Origin of the sequence: Paenibacillus sp. W4I10 (assembly GCF_030816325.1) — a bacterium.
Classification (GTDB): domain Bacteria; phylum Bacillota; class Bacilli; order Paenibacillales; family Paenibacillaceae; genus Paenibacillus; species Paenibacillus amylolyticus_B.
Map to the genome: position 1 here is coordinate 1,196,053 of NZ_JAUSXX010000001.1, position 18,261 is coordinate 1,214,313.

Here is an 18,261-nt window from a genome sequence, read left to right on the forward strand (position 1 = left end):
GCGATTTTTCTTTGTGTGCTCGCAGGAGGAATGAATTCGTGTCATCGATTACTCGCCCCAAACTATCACACTCGACAGCCAACTATCTGATTTTGATTACGGTTATTGTGGTAGCTGGAATTAGTCAGGGGCTTTTGCTGCCTGTGCTTTCGATTTTTTTGGAGCAAAAAGGGGTTTCACCAGGTTTAAACGGATTAAACGCTGCTGCATTGTACATTGGCTCTTTTGCCATGACTCTAGTTGCGGAACGACTATTAGGAGCACTCGGGTTCAAAAAACTGATTGTGGGTGGCCTGATATTGGTCATGGTCCCTTTAATACTATTTCCGTATTTACCAGATATTAAAATATGGTTCATATTGCGCCTGATCGTTGGAATAGGAGACAGCGCACTGCATTATGCGGCTCAGCTCTGGGTGCTGCTTGTTACGGCACCTGAAAAGCGTGGTCGCTACATATCGCTATATGGCATGTCCTACGGTCTGGGATTCAGCATTGGTCCGCTGGGAATCAAGCTGCTTGGCTTCGGTGATGCTGTCCCTTTCTGGGTATTGTTCGTATGTATAGCAGCAGTACTTATACTGGTATTAATGAAGCTTCCGAATACGAAACCGGAAAAAGCAGAGCATGGCCAGCTCCCTGAACGGCGCTTCCGTCGTAGTCTGGCATGGGCTTGGTACGCACTGTTACCTGCTCTTTTATACGGATATATGGAGGCTGGCATGAATAGTAACTTCCCCGTGTATGGCCTGCGTATTGGGTTCGACACCGATCAGATTTCGTCGTTGCTTCCCTTTATCGGGATTGGAGGTTTGTTCCTTCAATTGCCTCTGGGGATGTTGAGTGACCGATACGGGCGTAAAAAGATATTGATGTTTGCGGGCATCAGCGGGGGAATCATCTTCATGCTGGTTCCAGTCGCAGGTACGCATTTCTGGTGGACGCTTGTATTGTTAACAATCGCAGGTGGCCTGGTCGGTTCCTTTTTCTCACTGGGCCTGGCCTATGCCGCAGACATTTTGCCTAAAGTGTTGCTGCCTGCAGCTAACGTTGTGGCTTCCTTTCATTTCACGATTGGAAGTATTATTGGACCGAATCTGGGTGGTCAGATGATCAACTGGATTTCACCCGGAAGCATGTTCACCTTGCTTGGAATCATGTATCTTCTTTTCGGCTTGGCAGGTATATTATTTCGTCGTAAACCAGAGTTCGAATCTGTGTTAAAATAGAAGCTGGTGTTCGCATGGAAATTGATGTCCATTTCCGAGTACACTAGTGGTAGGGAAAAACATGGACAAGAGGAGACATCGCGATGATCAGAGTAGAGAACTTGAGTAAATCCGTTGGCGTGGACCGCGTTCCCGTTCTACGGGATATTCGATTTGATATGCAACAAGGTGAGATGATAGCTGTAGTTGGCTCAAGCGGTAGCGGAAAAAGCATGCTGCTCAAATGTCTGGCTATGATGGAGAAATGGGATTCAGGCCGATTTACGGTGGATGGCGCCGAGATTTTGAAAGAAGGCTGGTCCGGAAAACGGAAAATCAAACGGGAATGGGCATACTTGGAACAAAATCCAGAACTATTTCCCAGACGTACGGCTCTTAAAAATGTGTTAATCGGACGATCGGGTCAGACTCCTGTATGGAGAATGGTAACCGGTATGGTACGTTCAGATGATTATATGGGTGCTATGGATTATCTCGAAGGATTGGGATTACTTGATAAAGCACATCAAATAGCAGAGAAGCTCAGTGGTGGCGAGAAGCAGCGTGTTGCTATTGCAAGAGCACTTGCTCATGGTGCCAAAGTGGTTTTAGCCGACGAACCTGTGATTGGTCTTGACCCGCACACAGCAGATTCGGTGCTGGAAACGCTGCGCAAATTATGTGAAGAAGAACGTGCAACAGTCATTGCAGTATTGCCAATTGAACTTGCTGAGAAACATGCCACACGGATCTGGGGATTGGCAGACGGCAAGATTGCTTTTGATATTCGTGGACGAAGACTGACACAGCAAGAAAAAAACCAGATTTAAACTATTGAAAAGAGTGATGAGATTGTTTAATTCACGGTGGGGACGCTTCATTGCAGCAGGAACAATGGCAATTATGCTTGGTTCTGTTCTAAGCGGATGCACAGTCATAAGTGACCCCAAGGGTTTGATGAGAAAACCAATGATGTCCACCGATAAGGAGAAACTGTACAACGTGGTTCAGGTTAAATTGCCGCCAGAGAGTACATTGATTCGTCCCAAGGATATGAATAATACCAGCATGATTCGGGTGGAAGACCTGAACGGGGATGGAACTCGGGAAGCGATTGTTTTTTATGAGACACCAAATGAGAATGTGCGAATCCATGGCATGATTTTGGAAGAGCAGGGAGGCACTTGGGTTAAAAAACTTACATTTGATGTGCCGGGAAATGAGTTGCAATCCTTTAAAGTATTGGATATTACGAATGACGGAAATCCGGATATTATTCTTGGTGTAAGTCTGCAGGAGCAGAAGGCCCTGACTGCATATTCGTACAAGGGCGGGGCACTGGAGCAGGTCTTGGGTGGAGTTCCGTATAATCAATATATCATTGATGATGCGCAGGGGAACACGCTGGATTTGAGCGGAGATGGTAAGAGTGATTTTGTTATCATTTCGCTGAACAACAGCGGTTTTGCAACGATTGCGTTATATCAGTACGAAGATGGCAGCTTCAAGGAAGTTGATCGGGTGCAGACCGATTATACCGTTAAAGAAGTTTATAATGCTCTGGGCGGAGAGATCGCCAAAGGACAGATGGGCATTGTACTGGATGCCGAGCTGGATGATCGGAGTTCCTTCTCGCAAATTATGTATGTTAAAGATAACAAGTTAGTCAATGCTTTCAAATCACCGGATCAAACGTATAGAGATGACAAAATTTTAAGCGGTGATGTCGATAATGATGGTATTATTGAGTTTGGACTTAAAGAGACTCCAAAAGGTTGGGAGCATTACGTATTTGACTCTCGGTTGTGGTTTTACACCTATTATCAGTGGGATGGCAAAGACAGCAAGAAATTTGTCTCATTCCAATTCCGGGATGATGCTGATTTATTCCATCTAAATCTCAAACCAGAGTGGTACGGTAAGATCACTATTGACACCAAATCGGAGAAGGAAAAATATATTCGATTTAAAATGATTGATACGGACGAAACCGTGGCAGAGATCAAATATTTCACCCTTTCCAAGTGGGAACAGGAGAAGGGTAAAAGCTGGAAGGAAATTACGCGCACCAAAGATCGGGTTATTGCTTCACGGGTAGCACAATCAGAGGCGGGTAAAGATGCACTGAGCAATACTTCACAGCTGAATAGAAAGGGAGAACTTAATGAGTAAAGTACTTATTCTTGAGGATGAAGAATCCATCCGCAGTTTTATAGTGATTAATTTAAAGAGAAACGGATTCGAAGTGCTTGAAGCGGGTGACGGTCATGAAGCGCTTCGCATACTGCAGACGGTACCGGATATTGATCTGGCTCTGCTGGATGTCATGGTACCAGGTATTGATGGATTCGAGGTGTGTCGACGGATCCGTGAAACCAATGAACGTCTGGGCATCATCTTTTTGACCGCGAAAGTTCAGGAACAGGATAAAGTGTACGCACTCTCCGTTGGTGCAGATGATCACGTTAGCAAGCCTTTCAGCCCAACAGAGTTGATTGCACGTATTCAGTCATTGTTGCGTCGTGTGAACGTGCATCGGGAAACTGCGGCGAAGGTTACGTTCCAGTCTGGGCCATTTTCACTGGACCTGATCTCGAAGCAATTCAAGAAACAAAATGAAGCTATTGAGTTAACTCCAACGGAGTTTTCCTTGATTCAATTTTTCCTGGAAAAAGAAAACACACCGCTCAGCCGCGATGTATTGTTAGATCATGTATGGGGAAAAGAGTACATGGGTGATCCAAAAATTGTGGATGTCAACATTCGTCGTCTACGTCAGAAAATTGAGAACAATCCTTCCGAGCCCGAATACCTGCAGACAGTATGGGGTCACGGGTACAAATGGAAGGGCCGGGAGCAATGATTAAAAAAGGCATTACACGGCAGATCGTACTACATTATTTCTTTGTAGTTTTTCTTGCTCTGCTGTTGGTCGAATTCGTATTTATGTTGGCAGTGCAAAGGTACTATTATGAAAGTATCTACAATACGATTAGTACCCACATTTCCAATTCAAAGGACTTTTTCGAGCCGATCGCTCGTGAGAATAACACGGAAGACGGCAATAATCTGTCCAGATTGATTGTGAATTTGGCATTGTCCAATACTGAACTGGAAATTTTGGATCTGAACGGGCGCGTATTGGCGAGTTCGACTGCTTTTGAATCTGACCGTGCTGTGCTGCAAACCAGTGATATTATGCAGGCTCTGAATGGGGATATGGGACGCTGGATTGGAAGACAACCAGGTACTGGAGAATCCGTCATGGCCGTTTCACACAAGTTTGATCTGGGCGGCGAAAATACTTATGTTATTCGATATCTGACTTCACTCGAAGATGTGAATTCAAAGCTGTTGAATATGGGACTACTCGCCGCTGCGGTCGGTGTTGGCGTGCTTGCCATAGTGTTGATCATCAGTATTGGGATGGCAAATTCCATTGTACGTCCAATCAACAACATCACCGCAGTATCTGCCCAAATGGCCAGAGGACGGCTGGATGTCAGGGTTAAGGGGAATTATAAGCACGAACTGGGCGAATTGGCATCAACACTTAACTTCATGGCACATGAGATTGTACGCAGTAATCAGATCAAAGATGATTTTATCTCTTCGATCTCACATGAATTAAGAACACCTCTGACCAGCATTAAGGGCTGGAGCGAGACACTGGACTCAGGTGGTTATGATCCGGAAGAGACCCGTATCGGTATGGGCATCATTTCCAAGGAAACCGAACGACTGATTGGACTTGTTGAAGAGATGCTGGATTTCTCCAAATTACAACAGAATCAGATGAAGCTGGTCAAAGGAACAGTCAACATTCGTGAAATTGTACAGGAAACGATGTTGAATGTTTGGGCCAAAGCGGAACAAAAACAAGTCCATCTCAAGTTGGAAACGGACGAGACTCGCGCTTATAATGTCCATGGAGACGGCAACAGACTGAAACAAGTGTTCTTAAACATTGTTGATAATGCGATCAAATTTTCACATGAGAATTCCTGGATCTTCTTGTCCGTCAAAGAGGAGAATGGTCAGATCATTGCAGCTGTTCAGGACACCGGTATCGGAATTAGTGAAGAACACCTAATCAAAGTACGGGACCGCTTCTTCCAGGTAAATCATCAAAATGGGGGAACGGGACTGGGTCTTGCGATTACGCAAGAACTGGTAGAACTGCATGAGGGGACGATCACGATGCAGAGTGAACTTGGATCTGGTACAACCGTTACTGTTACATTACCGGCTGTGTCTGAGGAGATGGGTACAGAAGAATCTGTAACTGCGTCTGGTGATGCTGAATTCACAGATGAGCGAACAGCAAGCGATACAAAATCAGATATAGAAAAGTCTTAAGATTTTAAAAGATAAGAGACTTTTCTACCTGACGATCGAGCATGTACGCTTTATAACATCCATATCAACAGAAAAAAAGGTGAGCCATCCAAGGCTCACCTTTTTTGCATATTATTATGAAGAAAGTTCACCAGTGCGCAGGCGCCCACTTTTTTCATATACTTCTTTCAACATACGAACAGGTTGTGTACGGACTGCAGGTTTGGCAGAGACGATCTCGTTAGGTCCAACGACTACAATTTCATCCGCCGTACCTTTAACGATTGCACCGTCCTTGATTATGGCCCCTTCACCAATGATGGCGCGTTCGATGTGAACCCCACGGCCTATGCGTGCGTTAGGCATAACGACACTGTCTTTAACCTCAGAGCCTTTACCTACTTCTGCACCGCAGAAGATAACGGAACGTTCTGAACGACCTTCGATTGCACAAGAGTCGTGAATCATGGAAGTAACATGTTCGATCTTTGTATGTCTTGCTTTGTAAGCACTTGGCTTGGAGCGCCAGTCGCGAGTAAACATCGGCCAGTTCTCTTTTTGAAGACTCCAGTCTTCATCGTTGTGTAACAAATCCATATGTGCATCCCACAGACTTTTTACTGTACCTACATCTTTCCAATAACCATTAAAGTTATAGACAAACAGGGGATTATTTTCGTTCAACATTTGTGGAATAACATCTTTACCGAAGTCATGGCTGGATTCAGGGTTAGCGGCATCTTCCAAGAGATGGCGTTTCAGATAATCCCATTTGAACATGTAGATGCCCATTGAAGCCAGATTACTCTTTGGTTCAGCCGGTTTCTCGGCAAACTCGGTTACACGCAAATCCGCATCGGCAGCCATAATCCCAAAGCGATGTGCTTCATCCCATGGAACTTCCATAACTGAAATCGTTGCTGCGGCATTATTGGCTTGATGAGCCTCCAACATATCACGATAATTCATATGATAAATATGGTCACCCGACAAAATTAGAACATTTTCGGGGTTTTGTTGATCAATATAGTCGATATTTTTATAAATAGCATCCGCCGTTCCCAAGTATTCGTCATTTCCTGTATGATAAGATGGAAGCAAGGAGATTCCTGCTTCACTAGAGTTGCCATGTCCCCATGGTTCTCCTCCACCGATATGATCGTGTAAAGATTCCGCTTGGTACTGCGTCAATACTCCTACAGTATCGATCCCTGAGTTTACGCAGTTACTGAGAGGAAAATCGATGATCCGGTAGTGCCCGCCAAACGGTACAGCGGGTTTTGCGATACTTGAGGTTAAAGGGGCTAATCGCTTCCCTTCTCCTCCCGCCAACAGCATAGCGATGCAATCTTTATTAAACATAATCGTTTCCCTCCCAAAATATTGTGCATTGTAGTACATCATTAACGCAAAGTAGAGCAAATGAAACGATTGTTACTGTAAAAATTCTGAAAATGTACAACATTTTCTAATTCACCGCATTTTTCTTTTCAACTTGGCTAGAATGGGGTAATGGTTACTGTTATATCTATTTTCTTGAGAAGAAGGTGATCTCTTGGCCATTCAACCGTTAGCACACCCGGACATATTGCCGGAGCATATTTATTTATTTCATGAAGGTAACCTTCATCACAGTTATCGAATGTTGGGCGCGCAGCCTGAGACTTGCGATGGCCTTCAGGGGTATCGCTTTACCGTGTGGGCACCAAATGCCGTAGAAGTGGGACTGGCTCTGGACCGCAATGAATGGAAAGGCGAAAAGGAACCTTTATATAAGATACCCGAATCAGGATTTTGGAGTCGTTTTTTTCCGGAAATCCACGAAGGAACTTTATACAAGTTCCGTATATTAACGGAAGATGGAACAGAATTGCTCAAAGCGGACCCATATGCGTTTCAAGCAGAGGTTCGACCTCAGACAGCCTCTGTCACCAGTTCAATCGAAGGGTACAAATGGAATGATGGAGCCTGGAGACGCAAACAACGTGCCATGTATAACAAACCTCTACATATTTACGAAATGCACATGGGAACCTGGAAGCGCAAAGAAGACGGAAGCCTCTATAGTTATCGTGAGATGGCTGATTTGCTTGTTCCTTACTTATTAGAAATGAAATATACACATGTTGAAATGATGCCCCTCAGTGAGCATCCATATGACCTTTCGTGGGGCTACCAAAACACAGGGTTTTATGCGCCGACCAGTCGTTATGGGCATCCAAAAGATCTGATGTATCTAGTGGATACACTACATCAGGCTGGGATTGGCGTATTGCTGGATTGGGTACCTGCACATTTTGCCAAAGACGCTCATGGGTTGCGTATGTTTGATGGTACGCCTTTGTATGAGTATGCAGATCCGATGTTAGCAGAGAAGCCGGGCTGGGGTACACTTAGCTTTGACTACTCGAAACCTGAGATTCGTTCATTTCTGATCTCCAATGCATTATATTGGATGGAGATGTACCATTTTGACGGACTCCGTGTTGATGCGGTTACGAGTATGCTTCGGCTTGATTTTGAGAAGCAGCCAGGACAATATCGTACCAATGATGAAGGTGGTCTTGAGAACAAGGAAGCTGTAGCCTTTTTGCAGCAGCTGAATAAGACGGTGTTCAAGTATTTCCCTTATGCGTTGATGATGGCTGAAGAATCTAGTGCATGGCCAATGGTGACTTTACCTGTAGATGAAGGTGGTCTGGGTTTCAACTACAAATGGAACATGGGCTGGATGAACGATACGCTTGATTACATGGAATCTGATTTTCATGAGCGTCCTTCCAAACATCATTTGCTGACTTTCCCGGTCGTATACTCCTTTGCTGAAAATTATGTGCTACCTCTGTCGCATGACGAGGTTGTTCATGGCAAAAAGTCGCTCCTCGACAAGATGCCAGGAACCTATGAGCAAAAATTTGCCGGCATGCGTGCTTTTCTGGGCTATTTTATGACTTTCCCAGGGAAAAAGCTGTTGTTTATGGGTGGAGACTTTGGCCAGTTCATCGAATGGAAAGATGAGGATCAACTGGACTGGTTCTTGCTGGATTATGACAGTCACCGCAATTTGCATAAGTTTGAGCGTGAGCTGTCTAACCTGTACTTGAGTGAAAAAGCTTTGTGGGAGCTTGATCATTCCTTGGACGGTTATGAATGGATCACTCCGGATGATCAGGACCAGAGTGTCATTTCATACGTACGCAAAGGAAAAAAACCTGCGGATACACTCCTTGTGCTCATTAACTTTCAGCCGGTCAAGCGGGAGCGTTACCGGATTGGTGTCATGCGTCCCGGTATGTATACCGAAGTACTGAACAGTGACCATTCCGTTTACGGCGGTTCAGGCATTACTAATGATATGCAACTGCCTACCGAAAAGATTCCTTTTCATGGGCATCCGCATAGTCTCGAATTGGTATTGCCTCCGCTGAGCATCGTGATTCTAAAAAAGAACACGCGTCGGAAAACGGATGAATCACCTGCGAGCATAACTTCCGTCAGTTCAAAAACGAAGAATAAAAATGAAAGCAACACGCTCAAACCGAAGAGGAGGACAAAGGCATGAATATTCTATTTGCTGCTGCTGAAGTACATCCATTTATCAAAACCGGAGGCCTTGCTGACGTAATCGGTGCTCTCCCGTTTGCATTGAAGAAGAACGGGGCAGATGTGCGGGTGATTATGCCTAAGTACAAGGGAATTCCCGATGAATATAAAGACGCATTACAGCCCGTAATTACAACGGATGTGCCTCTTGGCTGGCGCAGACCCTATTGTGGAATAGAAATGCTGGTTCATGATGGGATTCCAGTATATTTTGTGGATAATGAGTATTATTTTGGGCGTGATGGAGTGTACGGTTATATGGATGATGGCGAGCGTTTCGCCTTCTTCAACCGTGCAGTTCTGGAAGTGTTGCCACAGATTGAGTTCAAGCCTGACGTGCTGCACAGTCATGACTGGCATGCAGGAATGATCCCTTTGGTGCTTGAAGCCCATTACAGACACGATTCATTCTACAGTGGTATTCGTACGGTATTCACCATACATAACTTGTTGTACCAAGGGGTATTCCCGCATGAGTTATTCAGTGAAATCCTGGAGCTGGACAATCGATATTTCACCGTGGATGGAGCCGAATATTACGGTAACGTCAATTTTTTGAAAGCAGGAATTGTGTATGCTGACCATGTGACAACCGTAAGCCCAACATACGCACAGGAAGTGCAAACGTCTTATTATGGATATGGCCTGGACGGACTGCTCAGTTCACTTGGAGATCGTTTCAGCGGGATTGTGAACGGGATTGATACCAAGAGTTACAACCCGGCAACGGACAACAAAATTCCAGTGAAATACAGAACCAGTCTGTCCAAGAAAACGGAGAACAAAATTGAGCTGCAAAAGGAACTTGGACTTCCTGTTCGTCCTGATGTACCACTTATGGTGATGGTGACAAGGCTCGTCGACTCTAAGGGGCTTGATCTGGTCTGCCGTATCCTTGATGAATTGCTGTACTATGATGATATTCAATTCGCGGTACTGGGAACAGGAGAGCCTATGTATGAACACTGGTTCCGTGAAGCTGCTAATCGTTATCCGCTCAAAATGTCAGCCCAGATCACGTTTAATGATGGGTTATCCCGACGTTTCTATGCAGGCAGTGATATCTTCCTGATGCCATCGAGGTTCGAACCATGTGGTATTAGTCAGCTACTGGCTCTGCGGTACGGTAGTGTGCCTCTCGTAAGGGAAACAGGCGGTCTGAACGACACTGTGCAGGCATACAATGAGTTTACTGGAGAAGGGAATGGTTTCTCATTCACAAGCTTTAACGCACATGACATGATGAATACCATTCGGCGTGCTGAGGAGATCTACAAACAGCCAGAACACTGGAAGAAAATTGTGAAAAATGCAATGGGCGGAGAATACAGCTGGAATGTCTCAGCTGAGGAATATATGGACATTTATCGTCGGATCACACTTGATCCAGTAAACTGATGCAATCCTGAATGAGTCAGAGTCACAGCATTCCTGCTGTGGCTCTTTTTAATCAAATAAACAAAAAAACTTCCAAAAGTTCAGAATGAAAGTCATCATCTGAGACGGTGGAAGTGTTTTTCTTTTATATGAGTGTCTGAATTTAAACCTCAGTAGTGTTGGATGGTTGCCGGATCAAGCTGCCTGTACAAAATGCGGTACCCATAGGGGTCAAGCTTAATATTCATCATTCCATCGGCTGGAAAGACAGGCTCTTCAGTTAATGCATCCTTCCAGTCTTTTGTTTCCATCGGATGAGAAAGCGTTCGATCTTGAGGTGTATTGTTCATCCATACGGTAAAGTGAAGGTTGTCATCCACACGTTCGTACACGATACAGGGATCATTGTGATCAGCCTTGAGGAATCGGAAGCGCCCTTTGCGCAGGGCTTCATTGCTTTTGCGTAAATCGATCATCAGACGATAGAAATCATACAATTCTCTGTCTTGCTTGGCAGGGTCCCATTCCATACATTTTCGACAATCCGGGTCAGCATCACCACTAATTCCCACCTCATCGCCGTAGAAAATACAAGGTGTACCGATATAAGTGAAAAGAAATACAACCGATAATTTTAAACGGCGTTTGTCTTCTCCTAACCGGGTGAGCAGTCGTGGCGTATCGTGGCTGCATAGCATATTAAAGATCACTTCGTTGGTTTGTTGCGGATAGCGCATAATTAGTGAACCCATCTCGTTGGCAAAGTTATAACCATCCATTGAACCACAGAAGAACTGAAGCACTTTGTCGGCAAATGGATAATTCATGACGGAGTCGAATTGATCTCCCATAAGCCAGGTCAAGGAGTCGCTCCATACTTCACCAACAATATAGGCTTCAGGGTTCGCTGCCTTAACAACCTTGCGAAAATCACGCCAGAAATGGTTGTCCACTTCATTTGCTACATCCAGACGCCACCCATCCAGCTTAATTTCCTTGATCCAGTACTCAGCTACATCAAGTAGATATGCCTTAACCTCAGGGTTGGCTGTATTGAACTTGGGCATATTTCCATAGAACCCAAATGTATCGTAGGTTGGTATACCGTCCTTGATCTGAACCGGATATTCATTGATGTGGAACCAATCGGCATACTTAGAGTTTTTTCCATTCTGGAGCACGTCTTGAAAAGGAGGGAAGTCTTCGCTGCAATGGTTAAACACCGCATCAAGCATGACACGTATACCCAGGCGATGACATTCTTCTGTCAATTGTTTGAGCAGGGCATTATCACCGAAATGAGGGTCGACTTTTTTATAATCAATCGTGTCGTATTTGTGGTAAGAATTGGCCTGGAATAACGGGGTAAAGTAAATGGCGTTCACGCCAAGTTCAGTTAAGTCATACAGATGATCCAGCACACCTTGCAGATCTCCACCAAAATAATTGTCCAACTCAGGTTTGCCACCCCAGTCATGAGTTTCTTTTGGATTCAGCTTAGGATCTCCATTAGCAAACCGTTCCGTCATGATCTGATAAAAGACAGCTTCTTTGGCCCACTCGGGCACCTTAAACACATCAATTTCATGTATATACGAGAATTCATAATATCCTCCAGTTGGATAGGGGGTTTCATAATGAATTCCATTATCCGCAAGAAAAACATCTTCTGAACCGGCAGTTATCCGAAATATATAGGTGAGACGTTTGAATTGTGGCTTGACGGCAGCCTCCCAATAATCAAACATGTTATCAGAAGCAGCCTTCTCCAATTGAATTTCCTTGTACGTTCCATTCCAATCGTACTTATCTCCGGTCAGTGCAGTCACGTATTGCACATCATTTCGTTTGGTTCGTACGCGCAGATGTATGGTAGACGAATTATAGGCATAAGCCCACTTGTCACGAGGAACATGATACATGGCTTCGAGCAGCATGACAGCACCTCCTGAATATAGGATAAGTTATGAAAACCGGTCTTTTGAACACGCACTTATAGTTATAATTAACCAAGTTAGCCAGCAAATGAATCACATTTACTGTAATAAAATGTATTATTTTCATCGTTTTCAAAGGTTTCTTTCACAGCATTTCCAGCTTCGTGCTGAATATACTTACAGCTAATTTAGAAAAAGGGTACCCCGAACAGCTTGAAATTCAAGATTGTTCAGGGCACCCCTATATAACATGTTGAAAGTGAATTTTAGCGAATAGCTTGCTCAAACTCCGTGCGGATGGTTTGAAGCAGCTCTGGCTGGCTCAGTACGTCATAGGCTGTTGTGGCAAGTGCCTTTGCTCCCAGAATCATGCCATCCAGCGCGCGCTCCTGAAGTGCAAGGTCACGGAAGGCTATGGAGTGCAGGGTATGAACCTCATCCACAACACGAATGTAGGGATGGATTGCAGGACATTTCAGGGAAACGTTACCGATGTCCATAGAGCCGTGATCATTACCACTCACAATCTCTTCTTGCGGGATACCAAGTTCCATCAGATTTTGACTAAACGCAGCTGAGAATGCTTCATTGGTAACCATCTCGTCATAGGACGTTTCATAGTTGGATGTCACCAGCTTGCATCCTGTCTGGAGAGCAGAACCTTCAGCGATCTGAATCACACTTTCTGTGAGGATATTCAGTTCTTTGCGAGTTGCTGCCCGTACATAAAATTGCGCAGAAGCATAGTCAGGAATGATATTAGCTGCGTGACCTCCGTTGTTGATCACACCATGAATGCGAACGGTGCTTTTCACTTGTTGCCTGAATGCATTGATTCCGTTGAACGTTTGAATGACGGCATCAAGAGCATTAATACCTTCGTGTGGACTTGCAGCAGCATGTGAAGATCGGCCATGGAATTCAAATTGTACTGCATCAATAGCCAGCGAGCTGCCTGACTTTTCGTAGGCATAATATGGATGCGCCATGAGAGCGACATCACAGTCATCGAACAAACCTGCTTCTGCCATTGGAACTTTGGCACCACGTGTCTCTTCAGCGGGTGTGCCAAACACTTTAATCGTTCCACCTACTTCATCCAGAATGGATTTCAGCCCAACAGCAGCTCCAAGACTCATCATGCAGATCAGATGGTGTCCACAAGCGTGACCGATCTCCGGTAAGGCGTCATATTCACACAATAATGCAATGGTAGGGCCGGGTTTGGCGGCTGAATAGGTTCCGATAAAGGCTGTCTCCAGTCCAAGGATTGGAGCTTCTACAGTGAAACCGTGGTAGACCAGTTCTTCTTTCAAACGGGCAGAAGCGAGATACTCTTCATTTCCCAGTTCGGGGTTGGCACCGATATATGATGAAATGGCTTTAAAACGGGAAGCATATTGATCAATAACCGTCAGAATTTGTGATTTGTTAGCTGTCATTAGTAAACTCCTTATGCAAAAATGAAAATAATTCATTGATTATATCATGTTTGCTTCAATTTTTCAGAAACAAGTCAAGATTTGTAATGTCAAAATGCATTGCATAATCATGCATTGTACTTTATAATGACTCAGTCATCAACATGAGAAGCATACAAAGTATTGTAAGGGGAGAGAACAAGGTTGAAATTAATAAGTCGTTACACCATAATGCTGTTGACCTTTGTCGTTCTGCTGACAACTGCCGTTCCTGTGGCATTTGCAAGTGGAACTACAGATAATTCAAGCAGTAAAAAGCTGGTGCTCGGTACAAGTGCCGATTTTGCACCCTATGAATTCCATAAAGTGATTAATGGCAAAGATGAAATCGTCGGTTTTGATATTGAGATCGCCAAAGAGATTGCCAAAGATCTTGGCGCTGAGCTTGTGATTGAGGATATGGGCTTCGACGGTCTTCTGCCTTCATTGCAGAGCGGGCGTGTTGATCTGGTAATTTCAGGTATGACGCCGACGGATGAGCGGAAGAAAAGTATCGATTTTTCCGACACCTATTATAAATCAAAACAAGTGATTATGGTTCGCAATGTGGATAAAGACAAATATCCAACCATGGCAGAACTTGAAAATGCGAAAATTGGCGTTCAGAAAGGCTCCATTCAGGAAACGATCGGACAGAGTATTCCAGGAGCGAAGCTTACTGCGCTTGATAAAATCTCGGATATCGTGCTTCAACTGCAAACAAAACGCATTGACGCGGCAATCGTTGAAGATACCGTTGCTGCAGGTTATCTGGACGATATCATTGGACTTGCTGCTGCTGTTCCGGACGAAGAGCAAGCAGAAGCGGCAATCGGGATTCGCAAAGGTAATACCGAGCTGCTAGCTGCAGTAAATGGAACACTGGAGCGATTGAAAAGTGAAGATAAAATCAATCAGATGGTGACGGACGCCAGCCTCTTGATGGCGGATAAAGCGAACAAATCACAAAATATTTTCCAAGTATTCTGGGAATATAAAAGTTTCTATGCTACAGGTGTAGGATACACACTTCTGTTGTCTGCACTTGGGGTTATCTTCGGGGTAATTATTGGATTGATCATCTGTTTGTTCCGTTTGCATGACGCTGCAATCTTGCGCTGGATCGGTACTGCTTACGTTGAAGTGATCCGTGGCACACCGATGCTGGTACAATTGATGATTATTTACTATGGTTTTTCCCTGAGCTTTGGCATTAACTTCACTGCACTTCAGGCAGGTATCATTACACTTTCAATCAATAGTGGTGCCTATCTGGCGGAGATTTTCCGTGCGGGTATCCAAGGTGTGGATCGTGGTCAGTTGGAGGCAGCGCGTTCATTAGGTATGGGCAGAGGCGCCGCGATGCGTTATATCATATTGCCACAAGCCTTCAAAGCTGTATTACCAGCGATCGGTAATGAATTCATAACTATCATTAAAGAATCCTCCATTATCTCCGTTATCGGTATGGTGGATATTATGTATCAGGCAAGTGTAGTCAAAAACATTACGTACCAAGGATTGAGTCCATTTTTGATTGCAGCAGCCATCTACTTTGTAATGACGTTCATTTTGTCCAAGCTGCTGGGACGACTGGAAAGGAAGTTGAGTGCAAGTGATAGACGTTAGACAATTACACAAATCTTATGGTAATAACGATGTGCTTAAGGGCATTAACGTGACGATTGGCAAAGGTGAGGTTGTTGTGGTCATCGGCCCTTCCGGTTCAGGTAAAAGTACATTCTTGCGTTGTTTGAACCTGCTGGAAAAGCCTACCTCGGGAGAGATTGATTTTGAAGGCGTGTCAATCACGGACCCCAAACACAATATTAACGCAACTCGTGAGAAAATGGGCATGGTGTTTCAGCACTTCAACCTGTTCCCACACAAAACGGTAGAGCAAAACATCACGATTGCTCCGATTAAAGTGAAGAAACAATCCACTCAGGAAGCGGAGAAAATTGCCGCTGATCTGCTTAACACCGTGGGCTTGTACGATAAAAAAGATACATTCCCGAATCAGCTGTCCGGTGGACAGAAGCAGCGGATCGCCATTGCAAGAGCATTGGCCATGCAGCCGCATGTGATGCTGTTTGACGAGCCTACTTCGGCACTGGACCCCGAGATGGTCGGTGAAGTGCTGGATGTCATGAAACGTCTTGCAGAAGGCGGGATGACCATGGTCATCGTAACGCATGAGATGGGTTTTGCACGTGAAGTGGGAGACCGGATCCTGTTCATGGATGGCGGGGTTATTGTAGAAGAGGGAACACCAGATGAGGTGTTTGGAGCACCGAAAAATTCACGTACACGTGATTTTCTTGCCAAAGTACTCTAAATGAAGTAATTCAAATAGCGTTACTGACTTCGAGTCGGTAACGCTATTTTTTATGCGCATTAATCACTTAAAGATTCGAAATGTAACTTTTCTGTTACCAAATATAAAGAAGTCGGTTCGCCCAAATTTTCTGAATTATCCAGTATTCTTACAGTTGATGACATGCTAAAAACCATTTGGCAAGAATTACTACAAGTTCAGGTTACAAAATTGTGATATATTGAACTCTGCCGAAACTACCGGACAGGGAGTGCGGGGGATGTAACGATGCAGATTGTGCAGGGGGAAGAACTACAGCACACTGCTTGGGGTGAATTAGGGGTACATAACGTTTCAAATGTAATGAAGAACCTATAGGGTGGGCTCCTCATCCGAATCCGACAACTAACTTCGCAGGCATAATGAGGGAGGAAGACCATGATTAACAAGAAACGTATAGCCAAAACAGCAGTAGCATTATTGACAACAGCAATGCTCATTCAAGCCGTTCCGGCTCACGCCGATTCAGTTCATGTGGCCAAAGAAGGGGATACCTTCTACACCTTATCAAAACAATATGGAGTAGCAATGAACACGTTGGTTAAAGCAAACAACGACATTTCACCTTACAACATTTATGGTGGTTTGAAAATTACGATTCCCGGTAAGGCAAACAATGTAGCTGCCGCGGCGACGGAGAGCAAGACCCAAGCCAAAACAGTTACCACAGCGAGCTTGGACGTTAATGCAGATAACAAAGTGGTTCAGGCCTGGGGTAAAACATTCGATTACAGCAAAGCTGTGAACGTAAAAGCAACGGCATACTCTGCAGATCCGTCTGAAAATGGAGGCTGGGGTGCAGTCGATTATTTCGGAAATGACCTTGAACTGGGTACGATTGCAGTTGATCCAAGTGTAATTCCACTCGGAACCAAAGTACTGGTAACTGGTCACAGCCATCCAGGATTGCCAAAAAAAGCTTTTGTAGCCACAGCACGTGATGTGGGCGGTGCAATCAAGGGTCACCGGATTGATATCTTTATCCCGGGTAGCAAACAGTCTGTAAGCTCATTTGGTTTTCAGGATATCGAGCTGTACATTCTGAAGTAGAGAGAAAATAAAATTTAAAATGAATTCAAACAGGGTGTCTGCCAGTCGCTAATTCGCGATTGAACAGCACCCTTTTAATATTCTCATTTATTTGCTATCACGGTCATTCTAATCTTTGGCCTTTGGCAATCCCAGCATTTCGTCCAAGGTGACCAGTTCATATCCCCGATTACGCAATTCCTCAATGATTTCAGGCAAAGCCTCAATCGTACCGTTCAGATTTGATCCTACACCGCCTCCAGCATGTTGTAGAACGATGGAGCCAGGCTTCACGGCAGACAGGATGTTATCTTTCACCTGTTCCTTTGAAAGGCCTTTCCAGTCCAGGGAGTCTACGTTCCAGTTCACAATGCTATAGTGTTGTTTGGCAGCCCATCTCAGCTGTTCTTCATTAATGTCTCCATAAGGCGGCCGAATCATCTTGGGCGTATATCCCGCCAAACGTTGAATAATATCTCCGGTATGTAGAATTTGTTTACGAAAGGCATTCATCGACAGCTTACTGAATTCAGGATGATTGTAGCTGTGATTACCAACCATGTGCCCTTCCTTAACGATGCGTTTCACCAGATCCGGATGTTTCTCAGCACGACTACCCACGATGAAGAATGTAGCTCTGACATTGTATTTCTTCAATACATCCAGCACTTGGGGAGTAAATCGTGGATCAGGTACATCATCAAAAGTCAGTGCAACCTTCTTGGTTGAAGGACCATTGGTTTTGAACGTATCGGCATATTTTTGACGTAACTGTCCCAATGTCAGTTGTTTTTCTTCCGTAGAATCCGAACCTGATACTGATTCACTTGGCGGGCTTGAACCATCCCGTGATGAAACTGGAGCATGATATCCCCCGAGAAAAATAACGATAACCATCAGCATAATGAGGCGTACACGCATAATAACGGCCT

14 protein-coding genes and 1 riboswitch are annotated in these 18,261 nt (G+C 44.6%); of the genes, 10 read left to right on the forward strand and 4 right to left on the reverse strand.

All coding sequences use genetic code 11. The features are described from left to right. Positions 1-38 precede the first annotated feature (38 nt). The 5 genes from QF049_RS05525 (at position 39) to QF049_RS05545 (ending at position 5,567) form a co-directional block, all read left to right on the forward strand. Complete coding sequence (locus tag QF049_RS05525) at positions 39-1,229, forward strand: MFS transporter (protein WP_307535498.1); 1,191 nt, start codon at positions 39-41, stop codon at positions 1,227-1,229. 83 nt (positions 1,230-1,312) lie between these two features. Next, a complete protein-coding gene (locus QF049_RS05530) occupies positions 1,313-2,038 on the forward strand; it encodes a phosphonate ABC transporter ATP-binding protein (protein ID WP_091020744.1) in 726 nt (241 codons plus the stop codon). Positions 2,039-2,165: 127 nt separating this feature from the next. Continuing rightward, positions 2,166-3,380 carry a hypothetical protein gene (locus QF049_RS05535; protein WP_143780983.1) on the forward strand — a complete coding sequence of 405 codons (1,215 nt, stop codon included), beginning with the start codon at positions 2,166-2,168 and terminating at the stop codon, positions 3,378-3,380. Then, a complete protein-coding gene (locus tag QF049_RS05540) occupies positions 3,373-4,071 on the forward strand; it encodes a response regulator transcription factor (protein ID WP_017688086.1) in 699 nt (232 codons plus the stop codon). The genes QF049_RS05535 and QF049_RS05540 overlap by 8 nt, the downstream gene beginning before the upstream one ends. Beyond that, positions 4,068-5,567, forward strand: a complete 1,500-nt coding sequence (locus tag QF049_RS05545) for a sensor histidine kinase (RefSeq protein WP_124115249.1) — start codon at positions 4,068-4,070, stop codon at positions 5,565-5,567. The genes QF049_RS05540 and QF049_RS05545 overlap by 4 nt, the downstream gene beginning before the upstream one ends. 114 nt (positions 5,568-5,681) lie before the next feature. Here QF049_RS05545 and QF049_RS05550 read toward each other — a convergent pair whose 3' ends face one another. After that, entirely contained in the window at positions 5,682-6,908 is a 1,227-nt protein-coding gene (locus QF049_RS05550; protein WP_307535502.1) for a glucose-1-phosphate adenylyltransferase, read from the reverse strand. A gap of 193 nt (positions 6,909-7,101) precedes the next feature. Between QF049_RS05550 and glgB the strand changes: the two genes are divergently transcribed. Together glgB and glgA are read left to right on the forward strand one after the other, a co-directional pair. Next, complete coding sequence (glgB, locus tag QF049_RS05555) at positions 7,102-9,108, forward strand: 1,4-alpha-glucan branching protein GlgB (RefSeq protein ID WP_307535504.1); 2,007 nt, start codon at positions 7,102-7,104, stop codon at positions 9,106-9,108. After that, complete coding sequence (gene glgA, locus QF049_RS05560; RefSeq protein WP_307535506.1) at positions 9,105-10,547, forward strand: glycogen synthase GlgA; 1,443 nt, start codon at positions 9,105-9,107, stop codon at positions 10,545-10,547. Before glgB ends, glgA begins: the two co-directional genes overlap by 4 nt. A 149-nt stretch (positions 10,548-10,696) precedes the next feature. Here glgA and QF049_RS05565 read toward each other — a convergent pair whose 3' ends face one another. After that, positions 10,697-12,463, reverse strand: a complete 1,767-nt coding sequence (locus QF049_RS05565) for an alpha-glycosidase (RefSeq protein ID WP_307535508.1) — start codon at positions 12,461-12,463, stop codon at positions 10,697-10,699. Positions 12,464-12,729: 266 nt separating this feature from the next. Beyond that, positions 12,730-13,905: a M20 family metallopeptidase gene (locus tag QF049_RS05570; RefSeq protein ID WP_307535511.1), complete on the reverse strand. Its 1,176-nt coding sequence runs from the start codon at positions 13,903-13,905 to the stop codon at positions 12,730-12,732. Positions 13,906-14,088: 183 nt separating this feature from the next. On the opposite strand from QF049_RS05570, the gene QF049_RS05575 reads away from it, so the two are divergent. The 3 genes from QF049_RS05575 to QF049_RS05585 all read left to right on the forward strand — a co-directional run bounded on the left by QF049_RS05575 (position 14,089) and on the right by QF049_RS05585 (position 17,350). Then, positions 14,089-15,552: an ABC transporter substrate-binding protein/permease gene (locus tag QF049_RS05575; protein WP_307535514.1), complete on the forward strand. Its 1,464-nt coding sequence runs from the start codon at positions 14,089-14,091 to the stop codon at positions 15,550-15,552. Then, positions 15,539-16,261 (forward strand): amino acid ABC transporter ATP-binding protein, encoded by a 723-nt coding sequence (locus QF049_RS05580; RefSeq protein ID WP_307535516.1) that lies wholly within the window; start codon positions 15,539-15,541, stop codon positions 16,259-16,261. The genes QF049_RS05575 and QF049_RS05580 overlap by 14 nt, the downstream gene beginning before the upstream one ends. Positions 16,262-16,479: 218 nt before the next feature. After that, a riboswitch (cyclic di-AMP (ydaO/yuaA leader) is annotated at positions 16,480-16,676 on the forward strand. Positions 16,677-16,678: 2 nt separating this feature from the next. Beyond that, complete coding sequence (locus QF049_RS05585; RefSeq protein WP_307535519.1) at positions 16,679-17,350, forward strand: 3D domain-containing protein; 672 nt, start codon at positions 16,679-16,681, stop codon at positions 17,348-17,350. 108 nt (positions 17,351-17,458) lie between these two features. On the opposite strand, the gene QF049_RS05590 is transcribed toward QF049_RS05585, so the two are convergent. After that, positions 17,459-18,250: a polysaccharide deacetylase family protein gene (locus QF049_RS05590; RefSeq protein WP_307535521.1), complete on the reverse strand. Its 792-nt coding sequence runs from the start codon at positions 18,248-18,250 to the stop codon at positions 17,459-17,461. Positions 18,251-18,261 lie beyond the last annotated feature (11 nt).